The sequence below is a fragment of the Croceibacterium mercuriale genome (genome assembly GCF_000802385.1).
GTDB lineage: Bacteria > Pseudomonadota > Alphaproteobacteria > Sphingomonadales > Sphingomonadaceae > Croceibacterium > Croceibacterium mercuriale.
Window position 1 is genome coordinate 1,584,335 of record NZ_JTDN01000001.1, and the last position, 20,223, is coordinate 1,604,557.

The following is a 20,223-nucleotide window of genomic DNA, read 5'->3' on the forward strand; positions in this document are numbered from 1 at the left end:
GTTACGATGGATGGTTAATGGCGTGGAAGGCGTTAACTTCAGGCGTAGGTGCCGGTACGCGTTTCCCCGTCCCGCTCCTGCGCCGGCCTGCGCTGCGGCATGGGCTGACGCTGCTGCTGCTGCCCTGCCAGCCGATCACGCTGCCCACCCTGGCCACGCTGCTCGCCGTGCTGGCTGGCCGTGGCAGGTTCGCGACCCGCCGGATCGCCGCCGCGGCGATCGGGCGCCTGCTCGAAAGCGGGCGCTTCGCCCTGCGCGATGGCCGCCACCAGCGCCACCTGGCTGTCGCGGTCGGCCGCGGCGACGGCGATCGCCAGTTCGCCGCATTCGCCCTGCCGGATCGACAGGGACAGGGGGCCGAACTCGGCATGGTCCACCGCCAGCTGCGTGGCGGCTGGTGCCGCAGCCTCCCGCGCAGCCGCCAGCCGCTCCACGATCTGGGTCAGGTCCTGCATCGCCGGCGGCTGTTGCGCGAGCCCGACCTGCGGCGCGGCCGCCCGTGGCTCTGCACTGGCGGCAAGACCATGCAGGTCCGTCGGCACCGGCATGGTCGGCCGGCCCGGAGCCATGGCAACGACCAAGTCTCTGGGTTCATCCGCAACGGCCGCACTTCCGCCAGGCCGGGTCGCCGGCAAGTCCGCTGCAATGAGCGTGACCGCAGGTGCTGCGGGGGCAGGCGTGCTGGCCGGCGATGCTGCGGCCGGAACGGCTGACTCGCGAGACATTGATTGCCCAGCTTGCAAGAAGCCGCCGCCCGGCGCTCGCACGGGAGCGGCCTGTGCGGCGATCCATAGCGGCGCCGCCGCAGCAGCCAACTGCGCGGTTGCCAGCGACGGGAGCGCGGAAACATCGTGCTCCATCATTTCGACCGGCTGGTCGGAAGGGGGCCGGGCTTCGTTCATGCCGGTCGCCTCGTCACGCGGCACCTCGGTCGCTGGATCGGCCGGCAGGATCGTGCCGTGCATGACAGCCGCCGGCACCATCTTGCCGGTCACCTGCCGGGGCAAGGCGCAATCCAGCGCCGGAATGCGGATCGACGCTTGCTCGTCCTGCGGCGACGCCTGCGCATCGAAGGTCTGGCGGAGTTGCTGTGCCGGCAGTCGCGGGATCGCGAGCGATGGCCCTTGTGCCATGGGCTGCGCCACCGGCGTCGCCATGTCCTGCGGCACCGGCAATGCGCTCAACTGGTCCAACAGCTGCGCGAACGGTGTGGCGCCCGCAGCGGGATCGTGGGCACCCTGCCCGTTCGCGGGGGCCGTCGTGGTGGCAAGAAGGCCGGCAAGGCCGGTCTCTCCGGCGCTGGTCCTGGCGGCGTCAAAGGCGTTCATGTCCTGATCCTGCTGTTCATGCAGGACGCCTTAATCAAGAAGCGTGCCAGCCTCGGACCCTGATGGCGCCATGCTGCGAACGGGCACCCCCGCCTCGCGCCGCTCCCGCTCCGCCAGCAGCAAGGCGGCCATGTCGCGGCGATCTTCCGCCGAACGCTGCCGCCGACGGTCCGCCCGGGCCAGCTCGGCGAAGCGGATCTCGGCCTCTGCGCGGGCATTGTCGGCCTGCGCGCGCGCATTGCGGCCGATCTGGCACAGATGCGCGCTCAGCATGGCCGCGGCGGCAAGATCCGCGCCGTCCTGCGCGGTGTCGCGCAGCGCGTAGACGCCCGCCAGCGTGCGCGTGCGTTCCGATAGACCTTCCAGCTTGTCGCGTACCGCCTGCGCGGCCTGCGCGTCGGCGGCGGCGCGGCGATACTCTGCGGACCGGAGACGTTCGATCAGCAGCGCCCGCCGCAGCCGCGCTCTATTCATGGCCGATCAGCGTCGCCAGCTGCTGCGCCGCCGCAGGCAGCGGTACGCACTCGCCCATCTCCTGGGACAGGAAGGCGCTCAGGGCCGGGGCCAGTGCGATGCCGCGGTCCAGCAGGGGGTCCGCGCCGGCGCGATAGGCGCCCATCAGCACAAGGTCGCGGTTGCTTTCATAAGCGGACACCAGCGCGCGGAACCGGCGCGCCTGTATGGCCTGTTGCGGCGGCACGATGTCCGTCATCACGCGGCTGAGCGAGGCACCGATGTCGATCGCAGGATATTGCCCGCGTTGCGCCAGGTCACGTGACAGCACGATATGCCCATCCAGGATGGAGCGCGCGGTATCAACCACCGGGTCGTTCTGGTCGTCGCCATCGGCCAGCACGGTGTACAGGCCGGTGATCGATCCCCCGCTCGCCGCCGAATTGCCGGCGCGTTCCACCAGCTTGCCGATCGTGTTGAGCGCCGAGGGTGGATAGCCGCGGGCGGCGCCTGGCTCCCCGAGTAGGATTCCGATCTCCCGCGCAGCATGTGCGATGCGGGTCAGGCTGTCCTGGATCAGCAGGACCTTCAGCCCTGCGCTGCGGAAATGCTCCGCCAGAGATGTCGCCAGCAGCGCGCCGCGCAGCCGCACATTAGCCGCATGGTCGGCCGGCACCGCGACCACGCAGGTGCGGCGGGCGGCGTCACCCTGCATGTGACGGCCGACGAAGTCGGACACTTCGCGCGCCCGCTCACCGATCAGGCCGACCACCACCACGTCCGCCACGGCCCAGCGTGCGATCATGTCGATCAGCACCGACTTGCCCACGCCCGATCCCGCCATGATGCCGACGCGCTGACCGACGCCGAACGTGGTCAGGGCATTGAGCGCGCGTATGCCGGTGTCGAACGGCACGCGCACGCTGGCGCGGTCCAGCGCGCCGGTGCGGCGGCCATTGGCAGGCCAGTCCGCCAGCGCGCGGATCGGCGGTCCGCCATCGATCGGCTGGCCCATCGCATCGACGGCTCGGCCCAGGAATTCCGGTCCGACCGGCACCATGCCGGGCCGTCCCTCCGGCCGCACCACCAGGCCCGGGCGCAGCAGAACGGCATCGCCCAGCAACATCATCAGTGTGCGCCCGTTACGGAAGCCGATGACCTCCGCCATCAGCTCTGGCCCACCGGAGCGGCCGGCATCGATCCGGCACAAGCCGCCGATCGGCACCGTCAGCCCGCTCGCCTCGATCAGGCCACCGTCGCAGGCGGTGATCCGGCCGAAGCGGCGCGGGGCGCAGTTCAGCGGGGTGACGGACAGATCGTCCAGCACGCGGTCCAGTTCCTTCAGCATTCGCGGAACGCCTCGGCCAAAATGCGGCGCCACTGGCCGGGCCCATCCTCTACACCGCCATCGGCGGTCTCGATCCGCAACCCGCCCCGCTCGATGCCGGGATCGGGCGCGCAGTCCAGCCCGGCCGGCAGGCGCGCCGCCACCAGGTCGAAATCGGCCGGGTGCAGCAGCACGCGCTTCTCGTCCTGCGCGCGCCGCAGCATGGCGGCGGCACGCTCCACCCGCAGCACCAGGCCATCGGCATCGATGGCGAGCGGCGCGATCGCGTCCTCGCACAGGGCCAGCACCGTCTGGCGCAGGCGATCGCGCAGCTCCTGCAACGCCTCCTGGTTCATGCGGGCGAAGGCGAGCTCGATCTGCCCGCGCGCGGCGTCACGATCGGCTTCCTCGCGGCGCGCGGCCTCCAGCGCCTCCAGCCGGCCCTGCGCCCGGCCGGCCTCGAATGCCGCCTCTTCCAGGTCGATCTCCGGCTCGGCCGGGGGCAGCGGCGCCGGCACAGGCTCGACGCCGATCAGCGCGAAGCGGCGATCGACGGCGAAGCCGGCAGCGGTGCGGACGGGCCGGAACCCGCCCGAGGTGGCCAGCAGCGGCAGGCTAGACATAATCCTCCTCCCCGTCCCCCAGGACGATCGTGCCGTCCGCGGCCAGGCGCTTGGCGGTGGCGATGATCTTCTTCTGCGCTTCCTCCACATCGGCCTTCTTCAGGCGGCCACGCTCCTCGATCTCGTCGCGCACGCCATCGGCGGCACGGCTGGACATGGCGGCGAAGAAGACGTCGCGCTGGCCTTCCTCCAGGCCCTTCAGCGCGTCTATCAGCACTTCGCTTTCCACCTCGCGCAGCAGCGTGCCCATCATCTTGGCATCCAGCACGAACAGATGCTCGAAGCGGAACAGCTCGTTTTCCAGATCCTTCGCCAGCTGCTTATCGACCTTGGTGATGCCCGGCATCACGCGGCGTTCCAGGCTGCGGGCCGCGCTGTTGATGATGCCCGCAGCGTCACGCACGCCGCCCATGCGGTGCGCCGGAACGCCATGGATCCGTTCCAGCCGGATGGAGAGGGTCTCCTCCAGCAGCTGGATCGCGGGCGCCGGCACATTGCCCAGTCGCGCGATCCGGTGAACCACCGCCACCTGCAGCGTATCCGGCAGCTCGGCCAGCACCTTGGCGGCGACCGGGGCATCCAGCTGCACCAGCAGCACGGCGATGACCTGCGGCGGCTCCTCCACGATCAGCGGCACCAGCACGTCCGGCTCCAGCCAGCGGGCGATCTCCAGCGCGGGCGTGGGCGGCGGCAACGCGTCGGGTGCCACCTGCCGCATCAGGCTGCCGGCACGCAGATCGCCCAGTGCGCCGGTCAGCAGCTGGCGTACATCCGCCACCCGGTTCCAGGCGGGGATGCCCTGTTGTCCAGCCTGGATGGCGAAGGCGCCGATCGCGTCGACGATGGCATCGGGGCCGATCTCGCCCAGTTCCAGCATCCGCCCGCCAAGGGTACGCAGCTCGTTCTGTGACAGGCGTCCGATCAGGCCGGTGGCGTCTTCCTCGCTCAGCAGCATGACCATGACGGCGGCCTGGTCGGCCCCGCTGGCCAGGGCTGGTTCCATCACCTCGCTCATCACGCGGCCTCCGCCCGGGGCTGGTTGATCATCCGGCGCAGCGCCAGCAGCGCGTCGTCAGGCTTGTCGCGCACGATCTGGCGCGCCAGCTCCATCTGCGCGGCCAGGCGCCGCGGGTCGTCGGCGGGCATCAGGTCGGGCAGCTGCGGGAGAGCGTCCGGCCCATCCAGCGCGGCGGTACCGTGCCGGCCCGGCGCCGCTCCGTTCGGCATCTCGTCATCTTCATCATTGCCCGCCGTGACCAGCTTGTTCTTGTTCCTGGCCCTCTTCGGCTTCTCGCCAACGAGTGACCGCACCAGCGGGCGCACCGCCAGCAGCAGGACCAGCAGCACCGCGATGAGCGCCACGACATTGCGCAGTACGGTGGCGAACCAGGGCTGCTCCCAGAAGCCGACGGCTTCCTCGACCGGTGTGGTGAACGGGCGCACGATCACCGCCACGGTGTCGCCCCGCTGCGTGTCGGCACCGACAGCGGCACCGATCAGCCGCTCCAGCGCCTGCGTATCGGCCGGCTTCATGCCCGCCATTGCCTCCCGGTTCAGCGCCACGGCGACGGACAGCCGCTCCAGCGTTCCGGGCGTGCTGTTGGACACCGCCACCTCGCGCCCCAGCTCATACTGCCGGGTGGAGCTGCTTTCCTCCACCTGCGGGGTCTGCGGCGTGTTGCCGGCCGGCGCCTCGTTCACCGCCTGCGCGTCGGGTGGCGGCGTATTCGACAGCACGCCGGGAACGCCCATCGCCGGCCCACCGCCTTGCGACTGCTGCTGTGTCTCGCGCCGCAATGCGCCGTCTCGATCGTAACTTTCACGCGCGGAAGTCGTCTCATCCATGTTCAGGCGGACTTGGATCTCCGACGAGAAGTTGCCGGTGCCCACGATTGGGACCAGCAGCTGTTCCACCTGTCCCCGCAGCTTGGCTTCCATGCGCGATTGCAGGTCCAGCCGGTCCGGATTGTCGGCATCGGGCTGGCTCAGCAGCTTGCCCTGCTGATCGGCGATCCGCACCGCGTCGATCGACAGGCCAGGCACCGATGCGGCGACGAGGTTGGCGATGGCGGTTACCTGCGAGGCCGAGAGCTGCCGCCCGCGTGCCATGCGCACCATGACGGATGCGGAGGGCGGGATGTTCTCTCGCACGAAGACGGACCGGTCCGCCTCCGCCAGGTGGACGCGGACGGATTCCACCCCGTCGATCTCCGCGATGGTCAGCGTCAGTTCGCGTTCGCGCGCGGCGCGCAGGCGGTCCCCTTCCAGTGTGCGGCTGGCTCCCATCGGGAGAGAATCCAGCATCTGCGTGCCGCTTTCGGGCGTCGCAAGGGCGCCATCCTGGGCCACCAGCATGCGGGCGCGGTACAGATCGTCCTCCGCCACCGTCAGCGTGCCGGTGGCATTGTCGATGGCATAACCGATGCCGCTGGTATCCAGTGCGGCCACGACGGACGCCCGGTCCGCATCATCCAGCGACGAATAGAGCACACGCTGCGGGGCCGGTGCCATCGCGGCCCAGGTCAGCGCCAGCACGCCCGCGCCGGCCACGCCGGCAAACCAGGGCAGCGCCTTCCTGACCGGCGGTTGCGCCACGAAGGCGGACAGCCGGCGGGGCAGCGAACCGCCGAGCGGGTCGCGCAGCGGGCCCAGCAGGCTGGTGGCCGGAGGTGCGATGCCGGTGGAAGCGGGCGGAGAGGTAACGAGCTCGGCCATCTATCAAACCCCCATCCGCATGATTTCCTGGTACGCGTTCAGCAATTTGTTGCGCACCTGCAGCGTCGCCTCGAAGGCGACGCCCGATTCCTGCCGCGCCAGCATCACGGCGGCGATGTCGGTGACCTCGCCGCGCTCGTAGGCCTCGGTGACCTGGTTCGATCGCACCTGCGTGGCGTTGACGCCGTCCAGCGCACTTTCGAGCGTGGCGGCAAAGCTGGTGCTCGCCGGCTGCACCGGCGCTGCGCCGGGCGTAGTACCCGACACGCCCTGCACACCCTGCGGCCGGGCGCTGTGCAGTTCGCGCAGCAATGCCGACCGGTCGATCAGTTCGGCGCGCATCTGCATGATCTGCTGCACGGTGCCGGGATTGGCGCCGATCGCGCTGATGCCGCTCATCGGGCACCTGCGTTCGACAGGCCGGCATCGCGGTAGGATGCCAGGCGGTAGCGCAGCGTCCGTTCGGAAATACCCAGCTGCCGCGCCGCCTCCGTCCGGCGGCCGCCACAGGCATCCAGCGTGGCCATGATGGCGCGTGCTTCGGACAGTTGCACGATGCCGGCCAGCTTGCTGGCGGCAACCGGCTCCACCGGCGCGCCGATGTGGGCGGACACCGGCTCCGCCCGGGCGACAAGCCGGGCGGGCCGGTCGAAGATGATATGCTGCGTGTCGATCTCCCGCTCCGTTCCGGCCAGAACGAGGGCGCGACGGATGACGTTCTCGAGTTCGCGGATGTTGCCGGGCCAGCCATGCCCTTCCAGCAAGGCGAGTGCCGCGTCACTGATCCATGGCACAGGCCGCCCCTTCGTGGCGTGGCGCAGCACCATGGAGAAGGCGAGCGGCGCAATGTCGGCCGGGCGTTCGCACAAGGCCGCCAGAGCCATCGGGAATACGTTGAGCCTGTAATACAGGTCGGCGCGGAACCGGCCCTCCTCCACCTCGAGCGGCAGGTCCCGGTTGGCGCAGGCGATGATCCGCACGTCGACCTTGATCGGCCGTGTGGCGCCGACCGGCACCACCTCGCCTTCCTGCAACGCCCGCAACAGCTTGGCCTGCAGCGCAAGCGGCATCTCCGCGATCTCGTCCAGCAGCAGCGTGCCGCCATCGGCCGCGCGGAAGAAGCCTTCGCCCGCGGTCGCGGCGCCGGTGAACGCACCCTTCTGGTGACCGAACAGCAACGCCTCCAGCATGGTTTCCGGGATCGCCGCGCAGTTGACCGCCACGAAGGGCTGGTCGGCGCGGGTCGAGCGGTCGTGAATGAAGCGGCTGATCACCTCCTTGCCGGTGCCGGTGGGACCGGCGATCAGCACCGGGATGTCGGCCCGCGCGATCCGGTCGGCCAGGGCCAGCACCGACAGCGATGCCGGATCGGCCGCCACCGGCGAACGCCGGGCGCACAGCAGTGCGATCAGCGCGGCCAGGCTGGCGGGCGAGCGGGCATCGGCATAGCTGAGCCGGGCGGAGACGCCCGCCAGTTCGATGCCCGGCCGCTCCGCCCGCTGGACCGAGACGCCGGGCTGCTCGCCCACGCTGCGTTCGCCGGCATCGGCCAGCAGCACCGGCCGGCCGGGGAACAGCGATGGCGCCACCCCCGCCAGCCGCGCCGCCAATGCGGCATGCGTCGCATCGAATATCCTTGTCGTCGCGATAACGCTCATGACCCGACCTTCACCTTGACCCTTCCTGGGCCGAGTCTTGCGCCCGGGACGGCCAAAACGACCTTAATTTCAGGCCTGCGGTTTTCCCGTAGCTGCCCGAAAGTTCCGGCCGGCGGGACATTATCCGGCTTAAAAAACGCTGGCCCGATCCGGTCTAGCCCATGACTGCCACGCTTTTGGGATCGTGATGGCAGCACTTACCGCAGGTTTACCGCCAAGGAGTTTGCTACGATGGCTGTCATCAACACCAACATTTCGTCCATGAAGGCCGCGAACGCTTCCACCGCTGCCGACAAGATGCTCGGCACGGCGATGGAGCGCCTGTCCACCGGCAAGCGCATCAACAGCGCAAAGGACGATGCCGCCGGTCTCGGCATCGCCACCAGCATGACCGCCAGCATCCGCGGCATGAGCCAGTCCATCCGTAACGCCAATGACGGCATCAGCCTGGCGCAGACTGCCGAAGGCGCGCTGAACGAAGTCACGAACATCCTGCAGCGCATGCGCGAGCTGTCCGTCCAAGGCTCCTCGGGTACCTACCAGACCAAGGATCGTGAAAACATGCAGGCCGAAGTCACCGAGCTGCAGAAGCAGCTGGTCGACATCACCGGCACCCAGTTCAACGGTGTTGACCTGTTTGATTCCACTGCCGACAACAACATCCAGATCCAGGTCGGCGCGGGATCCACCGATCAGGTGGTGCTGAAGGTTTCCCAGCTGAACCTGGTGGCCGTGCACGGCACCGCCACGCTCGGCACGCCGGGCAGCCTGTCCAACGCCCTGGTTGCCGGGCACGCCCTGATCGGCGCGGACCGCACCGTCACGGCCGAGGACGTCGCCTTCGGTGCGACCATGGGCGGCGCTGCGGTCGAAGCGGCCGACATCGGCACCGTCGTGACGCTGGAAGAGGACGACACCTTCTACATCGCCGATGGTGATACCGACGTGGCGGGCGGCGTGTCCGTGCTGACGGCGGCCAGCTCGCAGGGCGCCTTGGCCACCATCGACACCGCGCTGGACACGGTTGCCGAAACCCGCGCCAGCCTGGGTGCCGGCCAGAGCCGCCTGGAATCGGTGGTCAACAACCTGACCGCCGGCGTCACCAACCTGTCCGACGCCCGCAGCCGGATCGAGGATACCGACTATTCGGCCGAGACGACCGCTCTCGCCAAGGCGCAGATCCTGAGCCAGGCCTCGACCGCGATGCTGAGCCAGGCGAACCAGAGCCAGCAGAACGTGCTGTCGCTGCTGCGCTAAAACACACCTTCGCCCACCCTTCCTACGGGGGCAAAGGAGGCCCGCACCGCGCAATCGGTGCGGGCCTTTCCGTGTGCGCCACATGCTTGACAGCCGCGCCGCTTTGGCGGCGAGAGGCCGGGCATGTCCGCGACCCGCCCGACCGGAACCGCTGCGCTGCTTGCGCCGCTGCGATCCCTGCGCACGCTCCAGCCGAGCGACCGTCCGTGGGAACTGGCCTTCGCCTGCATGATCGCGGCGGGCGTGCCGCTGCTCGCCGGCAGCGCCGCCGGGCTGGTCGGCGAAGGGCTGGCCGGATCACTGGGCGCGATGGCGCTGCTCTATCTGCCGCGCACCCCGCTGCTGCACAGGTTGAGGATCGTGGCGATCTTCGGCCTGGCAATGATCGCCTGCTACGCCGCCGGCCTGTGGCTGGCCGGACGGGGCGTGCTGGCGATTGCCGGGCTCGGGCTGCTTGCCTCCGCGGCGACGGCTCTGTGCCGCAGCCTGCAGCGCAGTCCGCCCGGCAGCCTGTTCCTGGTCATGCCCGCCGCTATCGCCGCCGCGGCCGGCCCGCTGGCACCGGCGCGGGCGCTGTCGCAGCTGGCGGCGCTCGCCACCGGGTGCCTGTTCGCCGTGGCGGTCGCGGCCATCTATTCGATCTATATCGGACGGCGCCGCGCGCGCCTGCCGGTGCAGCCGCTGGGGGAGCGGTGGTCCGCAATCTGGCGCGACGCCGCCGTCCACGGTATGATGGTGGCCGTCGCGCTGGTGCTGGCCGCGGTGCTGGGGCTCTCGCGCCCGTACTGGGTGGCGATCAGCACGGTCACCATCATGAGCGGCGCCTCAGTCGCACATGCCTGGCAGCGCAAGATCCATCGTGTGACCGGCACCGGCGCCGGGCTGATCCTGGCAGTGCCGCTGTTGTCGGTCATCCATGTGCCATGGCAGGCGGCGATCGCAATCATGGCACTGCTGTTCGCGGTGGAGATGCTGGTGGTGCGTCATTATGCGCTCGCCGTGGCGTTCATCACGCCCATGGCCATCCTGCTGGCCGAAACGCCGCAACTGTCGGTCGGAGAGGGCGCCACGAATGTGCCGGCGCTGCTGCTCGCCCGGCTGGTCGACACCTTGCTGGGCGCGGCGATCGGGGTCGCCGGGGTCGCGCTGCAAGGCACCCTGGCGCGGCGCGCGGCGCGGCACTGACGCGAATGGCTTGCGATAGGCACGGGCTGGTGCCTGGACCGTTGTGGCAGCAAACCAGGATACGGCACGCAAGGGGCGACATGGAATGGCTTTCAATACAACACGGCGCAGCATGCTGGCAGGCAGCGGTGCAGCCGTGGCTCTGACGCAGGCGCCAGGGGTGCAGGCGCAGGGCAGTTCCGGCGGGGCGGCGACACCGCCGACCATGCCGGTGTCCTTCACCGTCAACGGCAAGGAAGCGGAGCTCACCCTCGACACGCGGGTCACCCTGCTGGATGCGCTGCGCGAACATCTGGAACTGACCGGCAGCAAGAAGGGCTGCGACCATGGCCAGTGCGGTGCCTGCACGGTGATGGTCAACGGTACGCGGATCAATTCCTGCCTGTCGCTCGCCGTCCAGCATCAGGGTGACGAGATCACCACCATCGAAGGGCTGGGCACGCCGGATAACCTGCATCCGATGCAGGCGGCTTTCGTGAAGCATGACGGATACCAGTGCGGTTACTGCACCCCCGGGCAGATCTGTTCGGCCGTGGCCACGCTGGCGGAGATCCGCGCGGGCATCCCCAGTCACGTGCAGGATGACATCACCGCCGCCCCCGCCTTCAGCGCGGCGGAATTGCGCGAGCGGATGAGTGGCAACATCTGCCGCTGCGGCGCCTACAGCAACATCGTGGACGCCATCACCGAAGTGGCGGGAGCCTGAACCATGCGCCCCTTTACCTATCAGCGCGTCGCCACCGCGGCCGAAGCTGCCGCCGCTGTCGCCGGCAACCCCGGCGCCAAGTTCCTGGCCGGCGGCACGAACCTGCTCGACCTGATGAAGCTGGAGATCGAACGCCCCGCCCATCTGGTGGATGTGCAGGACATCGAAGGCCTCGGCACGATCGAGCAGGCGGAGGATGGCGGTCTGCGGATCGGCGCGCTGGTGACCAACACCACGCTCGCCGCCAACGAGCGGGTACGGCGCGACTATGGCGTGCTGACCCGCGCCATCGTGGCCGGCGCATCGGGCCAGCTGCGCAACAAGGCCACCACCGCAGGCAATCTGCTGCAGCGGACCCGGTGCCCCTATTTCTACGACCCCAACCTGCCCTGCAACAAGCGCAACCCCGGCAGCGGCTGCGCCGCGTTGGAAGGTTACTCCCGCCAGCTTGCCGTGATCGGCAGCAGCGACAAGTGCATCGCCACCTATCCAGGTGACATGGCCATTGCCATGCGCGTTCTGGACGCAACAGTGGAGACGGTGCAGCCGGACGGCACCACCCGCGCCATTCCCTTTGCCGAATTCCATCGCCTGCCCGGCGACGAGCCGGAGAGGGACAATGTGCTGGCGCATGGAGAGCTGATCACCGCGGTCACCCTGCCCCGGCCCTTGGGTGGCAAGCACTTCTACCAGAAGGTGCGCGACCGGGCGTCCTACGCCTATGCGCTGGTATCGGTTGCGGCGGTGATCCAGCCGGACGGCACCGGCCGGGTCGCCTTCGGCGGCGTGGCGCACAAGCCGTGGCGGGTGGAGGCGGCGGAGGCCGCGCTGCCGCAGGGCGCCGCAGCGGTGACCGCGCAGGTCTTTGCCGATGCCCGTCCGACCGAGCACAACCGTTTCAAGCTGCCGCTCGCCACCCGCGCGCTTGCCGGCGTGCTGGCCGAAGCCAAGGGATAGTCCAAATGAAGTTCGAACAAGCCGCGGGCACCAACCCGATCGACCGGCAGAAGATCATTGGCCAGCCGACCAGCCGGATCGACGGCCCGCTGAAGACCACCGGCACCGCGCCCTATGCCCATGAACGCCACGGACCGAACCATGGCGTCGTGCCGAACCAGAGCTATGGCTACATCCTGGGTGCCGGCATCGCCAAGGGTCGCGTCGCCAGCATGGACACGCAGGAGGCCGCCCGCGCGCCCGGCGTGCTGGGCATCGTCACCACGCTGGAGCAGGAGCTGCTGCCCCCCGGCCAGGGCATCGTTGCCAACATCTTCGGCGGCGCGGAAATCCGCCATTACCATCAGGCGATCGCTGTCGTCATGGCCGAGACGTTCGAGCAGGCACGCGCCGCGGCCAACATGATCCGCGTCGATTATGACCGCGCCGACGGCCGGTTCGATCTTGCCACGCTGGCCCCGCAGGCCCGTGTCGCGGACGAGAGCGGCAAGCTGAAGGGCGAGCCGTTCAAGGTGGAGGTCGGCGATTTCGCCGGCGCCTTCGCGGAGGCGCCTGTCACGGTCGACGCGACCTACACCACGGCCGACGAAAGCCATGCGATGATGGAGCCCTTCGCCTCCATCGCCGCGTGGGAAGGCGAGAAGCTTACGGTATGGACCTCCAACCAGATGATCGCCTGGTCCAAGGGCTCACTGGCCAAGATGCTGGGCATGAAGCCGGAGAACGTGCGGCTCGACTCGCCCTTCATCGGCGGCGGGTTCGGTGCGAAGCTGTGGGTGCGGGCGGATGCCGTGCTGGCAGCACTGGGCGCGAAGAAGGTCGGTCGTCCGGTGCGGATCGCGATGCAGCGGCCGCTGGTGGCGAACAACACCAGCCATCGCCCGGCGACGATCCAGCAGGTCAAGCTGGGTGCCACGCCCGATGGCCGGCTGACCGCGTTTCATCATTCCAGCACCAGCGGCAATCTGCCCGGCGGCGACGTGGAAGTCGCCACGCAGCAGAGCCGCCTGCTTTATGCCGCGCCCAATCGCGAAATCTTCATGAAGCTGGCGGTCAACGACCTGCCCGAAGGCAATGCCATGCGGGCACCGGGCGAAGCGCCCGGCCTGATGGTGCTGGAGATGGCAATGGACGAACTGGCGGAAAAGCTGGGCATGGACCCGGTGGAACTGCGCATCGTTAACGACACGCAGGTCGATCCGGAGAAGCCGGAACGGCCCTTCTCCGAACGCCATCTGGTGGAATGCCTGCGCCGCGGGGCGGAGGAGTTCGGCTGGAACCGACGCAACCCCAAGCCGGCACAGGTGCGCGACGGGCGCTGGCTGGTCGGCATGGGCATGGCCACCGGGTTCCGCAATTCCATGGCGACCAAGTCGGCCGCGCGGGTCCGGCTGCAGCGCGACGGATCGCTGGTGGTGGAAACCGACATGACGGATATTGGCACCGGCACCTACACCATCCTGGCGCAGACCGCGGCGGAGATGATGGGCCTGCCGCTCGACCGGGTGACCGTGCGCCTGGGCGACAGCGACGATCCTGCCAGCGCCGGCAGCGGCGGCCAGTGGGGCGCGGCCAACTCCACCTCCGGCGTCTACGCCGCATGCGTGAAGCTGCGCACTGCCATTGCGGAGAAGCTGGGAATGGATCCGACAACGGCCGACTTCACCGACGGCGAGGTGCGCGCCGGCAACCGGTCCGCTCGCCTGTCGGACGCTGGCGAGCTGATGGCGGAGGACAGGATCGAATTCGGCGACCTGGACAAGCAATACCAGCAATCGACCTTTGCCGGACATTTCTGCGAGGTCGCGGTCGACTCCTACACCGGAGAGGTCCGGGTCCACCGGATGCTGGCCGTGTGCGAGGCCGGGCGGATCCTGAACCCGGTGACGGCGCGCAGCCAGGTGATCGGCGGGATGACCATGGGCGTGGGGTCCGCACTGATGGAGGAACTGGCGGTGGACACGCGCTTCGGCCTGTTCGTCAATCACGACCTCGCCGGGTACGAGGTACCGGTCCATGCCGACATCCCGCACCAGCAGGTGATCTTCCTCGACCATCCGGACGACAAGGCCAACCCGCTGAAGGCCAAGGGCGTGGGCGAGCTGGGCCTGTGCGGCGTGGGCGCAGCCGTGGCCAACGCGATCTACAACGCCACCGGCGTGCGGGTGCGCGACTACCCGATCACGTTGGACAAGCACCTGGAGAAGCTGCCGCAGGTCGCCTGACCTGCCGCATGGGCGGACGGTGTCAGCGGCGCAGCACTGCGCGCCTGACACCGTCCGCCACCAGGCCGAAGATCAGGTGCACGGCCAAGGCGCTGGCATGCGCCACCGGCGGGCTGTCGGCCGGCTTGCCGGACAGCCCGGTCGCCGGCACCAGCACCTCGTCCGCCACGGCGAAGACACCGGCGCCGAACAGTGCGCCACGCCCTGCGCTTGCCAACGGGACATGGCGCGCCAGCAAGCCATAACCGGCTCCCAGGGCAGCGCCGAAGGCGAACTGGAACAGTCCGGTCGCGGCTTCCTGGCGATCGTCCGGCAATGGCCGGCCCAGTCCTTCCTCGACGGCGCGCGTGGCCGCGACAGGCGATCCGATGCGCGGTTCACCCGTCGCATCGGGAGCGGCAGGGTCTATGCCCGCCAACGGCCTGGACAGCTGCATGAAGATGGCAACCACCGCCGTGGCGGCGAGACCACCGGCCACGCCCGCCAGCATGTCGGTGACTGCGCTATCCTTGTCGATCGTCATCAACGGTCCTCCTTGCCTCTCGCCTCAATGGGCAGGGGCCGAGGCCGGTTCCGATCAGACCAGCTTGACCAGCCGGCGTTCCAGCACGGCAAGGACGCCAGGCAGTTCATGCCCGCGCTTCAGCACCTGCCCGTGTTCACCGAACAGCGCCCACATGCCCTGCTTGCCGCGCAGCGCCGGGCGCTTCTCCAGCCGCATCTGCGGGTTCTCGGCCGCCCGGCGGAAGGCGGAGAAGCTGGCGCAATCGCGGGTGAAGCCCATCGCGTAGTCGCGCCACTCGCCAGCCGCGACCATGCGGCCATACAGGTCCAGGATGCGGGTCAGCTCCGCGCGATCGAACCCGACCTGCTGCGCACCGCCGCGCGGGGGCACGCCGCCGCCGGGAAAGGCGATGATGCCATTGCCCTCTGCCGCCATCAACCTTCCGCCTTGCGGACCGCCCGTACCCGGCGCGTGACCGGCGGTGTCGGCGGCTCGGGCTGCTGGCGCTCTGCCCTGAGCAGGGCAACTTCTGCCCGCAATTCAGCGATCTGCAGTTCGAGCGTCTCGGCGCGGTCAGGCCGCACCTCCTCGCAATCCTGCCCGTCGCGGCACGGCGTCCCGTAGGGGATGAACTCGCGCAGCCAGGTTTCCGCCGGGACCAGCGTGCTGCGCGCCTTCAGCCCGATCATGGTCGCGCCTTCCGGCACGTCGTCCAGCACGACGGCATTGGCCCCGACCCGGGCGCGGCGGCCCACCGTGATGGGGCCGATGATCTGCGCACCGGACCCGATGATCACGCCATCTTCCAGCGTCGGATGCCGCTTGCCGGCCAGGCCGTTGGTCGGATTGCTGCCGCCCAGCGTGACGCATTGATAGATGGTGACGTTGTCGCCGATCTCCGCCGTTTCGCCGATCACGGTGAAGCCGTGATCGATGAAGAAATTGCGCCCGATCCGCGCACCCGGATGGATGTCGATCGCGGTCAGCCAGCGGCTCAGATGATTGACCAGCCGCGCCAGGAAGAACAGCTGCCCGGTGAACAGCCAGTGCGCCACCCGGTGCAGCCCGAGCGCCCAGACACCCGGGTACAGCAATATCTCCCAACGCGACCGGGGTGCCGGGTCGCGCGCGCGGATCGAATCCAGGTAGGCGGTCAGCCGCTCGAACATCAGACCCTCGTTATCGCATCGTGCCGGAGGCGCCTGGCTGCGTCATAGCAGCCGCGGTTCGGCAGGACCCATTACCGCCTCCAGCGCGGCGCGCCATACAGTTTGGGTGGCCGGCGCCTTGCGTTCAAGGCTCAGCCGGTCAATCTCGGCCGCCAGCTGCTCCAGCAAGGCGAAGGACCGGCCGGCGCGCGGCACCAGATAATCGGCCGCATCCGGCCCCAGCAGCAGACCGCGCTGCTCCGCATGAGCCAGCAGCAGCTCTGCCGCCATGGTGTCACCCGGCTGGCCGATGGGCAGCTGCATGGCCGCGCCCAGGCGGGAGCGGAGGTCGGGCAATGTGATGCGCCATGCCTGCGCCCCGCCCACGATCAGCAACGGCGTACCGCTCTGTTGCGCGCTGTTCCAGCGATGGAACAGCGCATCTTCCGCCAGCAGCGGGGCGTCGTCGATCGCCTCACCCCGGCCACCTTCCGCGAACCACCGTGCCAGCAGCGACTTGCCCGATCGCGGCGGCCCGGTCAGCACAGCGGTGCGATAGGGCCAGGCGGCGGGATTGCACAGCGCGGCGATTGCCTGGGCATTCGCGTCACCGGTCACGATCCGCGCCGCCGCGCCCGCGCCCTGTGCCAGCGGCAGCGCGATCTGGCGGGCGATCGTGGCCACCATCTGGCGGCGCTAGCGCGTGATGGCGAGGGCGTTGGACCCTTCGGTCACGGTCCAGCCACGCGCGCGCAGGGCGGCGGCCAGGGCCGACAGATCACCCGCATAGCTCACCTGCAGCACCGACGTGCCGCCAATCGCGATGGAGGGTGTCTGCACCTGCCGCACGCCGGGTGTGCCCCGGACGGAGCCAAGCGCCGCGTCGATCGCGGCCGGATCGGGTGTGCCGACCTGCACGGTGAAGCTGCCTGTCGCCGTCGCCGGTGCCTCCGTTCCCGGAACAGGCGTCGGCGGGGTTACCGGCACCGGACTGGGCACGGACGGCGGCGCCAGTTCCGCTGCGCGCGCAGCGTCGGCCAGCTCCGATTGCCGGGCTGCGGCGATCAGGGCGCGCACCTCCGGGCTCAGCTGGATCTCGTCCAGCGTCAGGGTCGGGTCGGGCCGCAGCTCTCCGCTGGCGAGTGCGCGGGTGAAGATCTCGTCGAAGCGCTCCACCGCCTGCGCCAGCATGGCCGGCAGCTGCGCGCTGCCATTGGCACGCAAGGTGAAGGTGCCCAGCACCTGGTTTTCCGGGCCGTGGCGGGCGGTGAAGCGCCCTTCTACCGGCCCACCCGGATACAGGTAGGTCAGTTCAGCCACCGGCGTCACCACGTCGGCGGCGCCGAACTGGTCGAGCACCTCGTTCCACCAGGCGCGGCTGCGGCGCGATGGTTGACCTGCGGTCAGCATCAGGGACTGCCAGCCCGCGCCGCTTGGCCGCACATAATCCACCGCGCTGGCACCGGTCTGATACTCCGCCCAGGCGCGTTGCCACGGGTTGCGCACCTCGAACATGGTCTGCGTGCCGCCGGTCACAAGCACAGGCAGCACCAGCATCGGTGCGCTGCGTGCCCGCGCCCCGCCGCCGCCCAGCAACCCGCCGGCGCGCGCCCGGTCGAATACCACGCCCAGCGTGGCGATGTAGCGACGGGGGCCGATCTGTTCCTGACCCACGATAATGGCGGTCACCAGCCCGTCCAGCTGCGAATCGGGCAGCTTCGGCCCGCCGATCTTGGCCCAGGCCAGCCGCTGCGCCTCCGCCCAGCCGGCCCGGCGGGCTTCTTCCGCGCTGTCGCCGGTGGTGTTCACCTGAATCCCGCGCACCTCGATATCGGTGGTGGCGGCGACGGGCGTGATGCCGCGCTCCCCCGCGACCTGCGCCACCAGCGCGGCACCGCCGGCCAGCATGGCCGCGAGCAGCACCGCCCCTGCGGCGGGCCGCAAGGCCGTCAGACGGAGCGGCGGAAAGGAGGGGGTGAGCATGGCCATCGGGGAAATCGCCGGCCTTGTGCCCAATGGCGAGTGGAAATCCAAGCGCGAAAGATTATGGGGTTGGCCCATGGCCGACAACACGACCCCTCCCGCGAGCTACACCTATGCCGGCGCCGGCGTTTCGATCGAGGCCGGCAATGCGCTGGTCAAGGCGATCGGTCCGCTGGTGCGCGCCACCCGCCGGCCCGGCGCCGATGCGGAGATCGGCGGTTTCGGCGGCTTCTTCGATCCGAAGGCGGCCGGCTATTCCGATCCGCTGCTGGTCGCCGCCAACGATGGCGTCGGCACCAAGCTGAAGCTGGCGATCGATCACGACGCGCATGACACCGTCGGCATCGACCTGGTCGCCATGTGCGCCAACGATCTGATCGTGCAGGGTGCGGAACCGCTGTTCTTCCTCGACTACTTCGCCACCGGCACGCTGGACAACGGCGTGGCCGAGCGGGTGATCGCCGGTATTGCCGACGGGTGCCGGATGGCCGGCTGCGCGCTGATCGGCGGCGAAACGGCGGAGATGCCGGGCATGTATGCCGCCGGCGATTACGATCTGGCCGGGTTCTGCGTGGGCGCGGTGGAGCGGGGCGAGCAGCTGACGGGCGCGCGCGTGGCGCCCGGCCATGTGCTGCTGGGCCTCGCCAGCTCGGGCGTCCATTCCAACGGATACTCGCTGGTCCGCCGGCTGGCCGCAGATCTCGGCTGGCGGCTCAAGGCTCCGGCCCTGTTCGACCAGGAAGTGCGGCTGATCGATGCGCTGATGGCGCCGACCCGCATCTATGTGCGCAGCCTGCTGCCGGTGATCCGCGGCGGCAAGGTCGATGCGCTGGCGCATATCACCGGGGGCGGTCTGCTGGAAAACGTGCCGCGCGTGCTGCCGGAAGGCGCCCACGCGATGATCGAGGCCGATGCGTGGGAGCAGCCGCGGCTGATGGCGTTCCTGCAGGCGCAGGGCAATATCGAGCCCGGCGAGATGGCGCGCACCTTCAATTGCGGCATCGGCATGGTCCTGGCCGTGCCCGCCGAACTGGCGCACGAGGTCGCCGCGGAGCTGGAGGCAGCCGGCGAGGCGGTCAGCCGCATTGGCGAGATCGTGGAGGGCCAGCGCGGCTGCACCGTGCGCGGCTCCACAGAGACCTGGGGCGGACGCGGCGACTGGCAGGCGCAGCACCTTGCCTGAGCCGGACAGGCCGAAGGTAAAGGTCGCCGCGCTGCTTTCGGGCAACGGCACCACCATGTCCGCGCTGCTGTTCCACAGCCGCCTGCCCGATTGCCCATACGAGCTGGTGCTGGTGGGCAGCAATGTGCCGGATGCGCCGGGCCTGGCCATCGCCGCCGCGGAAGGGATCGCGACCTTTGCCCTGCCGCACCGGGGCATGAGCCGCGCCGACCATGACGCGGCAATGGATGCCGCGTTGCGGGCATCGGGCGCGGATTACCTGGCACTGTGCGGCTATATGCGAATCCTGACGCCACGCTTCGTGGAAGGCTGGGCCGGGCGGATGGTCAACACGCACCCGTCCCTGCTGCCGAAGTACAAGGGGCTCGACACCCACGCCCGCGCCATCGCCGCCGGCGATGCCTATGGCGGATGTTCGGTGCATGTGGTGACGGCGGAATTGGATGACGGCCCGGTGCTGGGGCAGATGCCTGTCGCCATCCTGCCGAACGACACGCCCGACAGCCTGTCTTATCGCGTGCGACTGGCCGAATACCAACTGCTGCCGCGCATCTTCTCCGATTATGTGGGTCGGCACCTGCGGGCCGACTGGGTCATCGCGGAGCTGCGGGCTCTTGCCATGGAGCTGCCGGAGGCGGAGGAGCGTGACAGCCATGGCGCGATCGGCTGGCGCACCGGCGGCAAGAGCGGCAAGTTCTTCGCCTATTTCGATCACCACCATCACGGCAGCGCGCATCTGGCGCTGCTGGTGAAGACCGACGGGCCGGACGAGCTGGCTGCGCTGGTGGAGCGTGACCCGGACGTCTATTTTCGCCCCGCCTATTATGGCGCTGCCGGCTGGGTCGGGATCATCCTGAACCGGCCGGGCGTGGACTGGGCGCATGTGGCGCAATGGCTGGAACGCAGCTGGCGCAGCGTCGCGCCGGCGCGGCTGACCCGATTGCAGTCCGTTGCCGACCAGTTCTGACCG

At 69.5% G+C, this 20,223-nt stretch carries 20 protein-coding genes; 7 read left to right on the forward strand and 13 right to left on the reverse strand.

Translation table 11 applies throughout. The features are described from left to right. Positions 1–38: 38 nt before the first annotated feature. From PK98_RS07305 to PK98_RS07340, 8 genes are read right to left on the reverse strand one after another with little or no spacing between them, the layout of a single operon-like run. The gene (locus tag PK98_RS07305) at positions 39–1,328 is read right to left on the reverse strand and encodes a hypothetical protein (RefSeq protein ID WP_039095398.1); all 1,290 of its coding nucleotides are present in this window, start codon (positions 1,326–1,328) and stop codon (positions 39–41) included. A 30-nt stretch (positions 1,329–1,358) separates the two neighbouring features. Further along, positions 1,359–1,802: a hypothetical protein gene (locus PK98_RS07310; protein WP_039095400.1), complete on the reverse strand. Its 444-nt coding sequence runs from the start codon at positions 1,800–1,802 to the stop codon at positions 1,359–1,361. After that, positions 1,795–3,129: a FliI/YscN family ATPase gene (locus PK98_RS07315; RefSeq protein ID WP_039095402.1), complete on the reverse strand. Its 1,335-nt coding sequence runs from the start codon at positions 3,127–3,129 to the stop codon at positions 1,795–1,797. The genes PK98_RS07310 and PK98_RS07315 overlap by 8 nt, the downstream gene beginning before the upstream one ends. Further along, positions 3,123–3,731 carry a FliH/SctL family protein gene (locus PK98_RS17490; protein WP_039095405.1) on the reverse strand — a complete coding sequence of 203 codons (609 nt, stop codon included), beginning with the start codon at positions 3,729–3,731 and terminating at the stop codon, positions 3,123–3,125. Before PK98_RS17490 ends, PK98_RS07315 begins: the two co-directional genes overlap by 7 nt. Next, a complete protein-coding gene (locus tag PK98_RS07325) occupies positions 3,724–4,746 on the reverse strand; it encodes a flagellar motor switch protein FliG (RefSeq protein WP_039095407.1) in 1,023 nt (340 codons plus the stop codon). Before PK98_RS07325 ends, PK98_RS17490 begins: the two co-directional genes overlap by 8 nt. Beyond that, a complete protein-coding gene (gene fliF / locus PK98_RS07330; RefSeq protein ID WP_039095409.1) occupies positions 4,746–6,446 on the reverse strand; it encodes a flagellar basal-body MS-ring/collar protein FliF in 1,701 nt (566 codons plus the stop codon). Before fliF ends, PK98_RS07325 begins: the two co-directional genes overlap by 1 nt. Positions 6,447–6,449: 3 nt before the next feature. Continuing rightward, complete coding sequence (fliE, locus tag PK98_RS07335; protein WP_039095410.1) at positions 6,450–6,845, reverse strand: flagellar hook-basal body complex protein FliE; 396 nt, start codon at positions 6,843–6,845, stop codon at positions 6,450–6,452. Beyond that, positions 6,842–8,104 carry a sigma-54 interaction domain-containing protein gene (locus tag PK98_RS07340; protein ID WP_039095411.1) on the reverse strand — a complete coding sequence of 421 codons (1,263 nt, stop codon included), beginning with the start codon at positions 8,102–8,104 and terminating at the stop codon, positions 6,842–6,844. The genes fliE and PK98_RS07340 overlap by 4 nt, the downstream gene beginning before the upstream one ends. A 231-nt stretch (positions 8,105–8,335) precedes the next feature. Here PK98_RS07340 and PK98_RS07345 point away from each other — a divergent pair, with 231 nt between their 5' ends. The 5 genes from PK98_RS07345 to paoC all read left to right on the forward strand — a co-directional run bounded on the left by PK98_RS07345 (position 8,336) and on the right by paoC (position 14,434). Next, on the forward strand, positions 8,336–9,361 hold the full coding sequence (locus tag PK98_RS07345; RefSeq protein ID WP_039095413.1) for a flagellin N-terminal helical domain-containing protein: 1,026 nt from the start codon (positions 8,336–8,338) through the stop codon (positions 9,359–9,361). Positions 9,362–9,484: 123 nt separating this feature from the next. Next, entirely contained in the window at positions 9,485–10,546 is a 1,062-nt protein-coding gene (locus tag PK98_RS07350) for an FUSC family protein (protein ID WP_052208176.1), read from the forward strand. Positions 10,547–10,631: 85 nt separating this feature from the next. Continuing rightward, the gene (gene paoA, locus PK98_RS07355) at positions 10,632–11,252 is read left to right on the forward strand and encodes an aldehyde dehydrogenase iron-sulfur subunit PaoA (protein ID WP_039095415.1); all 621 of its coding nucleotides are present in this window, start codon (positions 10,632–10,634) and stop codon (positions 11,250–11,252) included. 3 nt (positions 11,253–11,255) lie between these two features. Beyond that, a complete protein-coding gene (locus PK98_RS07360) occupies positions 11,256–12,209 on the forward strand; it encodes an FAD binding domain-containing protein (protein ID WP_039095417.1) in 954 nt (317 codons plus the stop codon). A 5-nt stretch (positions 12,210–12,214) separates the two neighbouring features. Continuing rightward, positions 12,215–14,434, forward strand: a complete 2,220-nt coding sequence (gene paoC, locus PK98_RS07365; RefSeq protein ID WP_039095419.1) for an aldehyde oxidoreductase molybdenum-binding subunit PaoC — start codon at positions 12,215–12,217, stop codon at positions 14,432–14,434. Between the two features lie 22 nt (positions 14,435–14,456). On the opposite strand, the gene PK98_RS15940 is transcribed toward paoC, so the two are convergent. Genes PK98_RS15940 through PK98_RS07390 form a run of 5 tightly spaced genes read right to left on the reverse strand, consistent with a single transcriptional unit; the run spans position 14,457 to position 18,070 of the window. Further along, the gene (locus tag PK98_RS15940) at positions 14,457–14,957 is read right to left on the reverse strand and encodes a DUF1440 domain-containing protein (protein ID WP_052208178.1); all 501 of its coding nucleotides are present in this window, start codon (positions 14,955–14,957) and stop codon (positions 14,457–14,459) included. 54 nt (positions 14,958–15,011) lie between these two features. Further along, positions 15,012–15,374 (reverse strand): DUF2794 domain-containing protein, encoded by a 363-nt coding sequence (locus PK98_RS07375; protein ID WP_039095421.1) that lies wholly within the window; start codon positions 15,372–15,374, stop codon positions 15,012–15,014. Beyond that, on the reverse strand, positions 15,374–16,108 hold the full coding sequence (gene epsC / locus PK98_RS07380; RefSeq protein WP_039095423.1) for a serine O-acetyltransferase EpsC: 735 nt from the start codon (positions 16,106–16,108) through the stop codon (positions 15,374–15,376). Before epsC ends, PK98_RS07375 begins: the two co-directional genes overlap by 1 nt. A 42-nt stretch (positions 16,109–16,150) precedes the next feature. Then, positions 16,151–16,774 carry an HdaA/DnaA family protein gene (locus PK98_RS07385; RefSeq protein WP_039095425.1) on the reverse strand — a complete coding sequence of 208 codons (624 nt, stop codon included), beginning with the start codon at positions 16,772–16,774 and terminating at the stop codon, positions 16,151–16,153. Between the two features lie 9 nt (positions 16,775–16,783). Then, positions 16,784–18,070, reverse strand: a complete 1,287-nt coding sequence (locus tag PK98_RS07390) for a heavy-metal-associated domain-containing protein (RefSeq protein ID WP_235425424.1) — start codon at positions 18,068–18,070, stop codon at positions 16,784–16,786. A gap of 76 nt (positions 18,071–18,146) precedes the next feature. Here PK98_RS07390 and purM point away from each other — a divergent pair, with 76 nt between their 5' ends. Then, positions 18,147–19,253, forward strand: coding sequence for a phosphoribosylformylglycinamidine cyclo-ligase (gene purM, locus PK98_RS07395; protein WP_039095429.1), 1,107 nt, complete (start codon positions 18,147–18,149; stop codon positions 19,251–19,253). Then, positions 19,246–20,220 carry a phosphoribosylglycinamide formyltransferase gene (gene purN, locus PK98_RS07400; RefSeq protein WP_039095431.1) on the forward strand — a complete coding sequence of 325 codons (975 nt, stop codon included), beginning with the start codon at positions 19,246–19,248 and terminating at the stop codon, positions 20,218–20,220. Before purM ends, purN begins: the two co-directional genes overlap by 8 nt. The last annotated feature ends 3 nt before the right edge of the window (positions 20,221–20,223 follow it).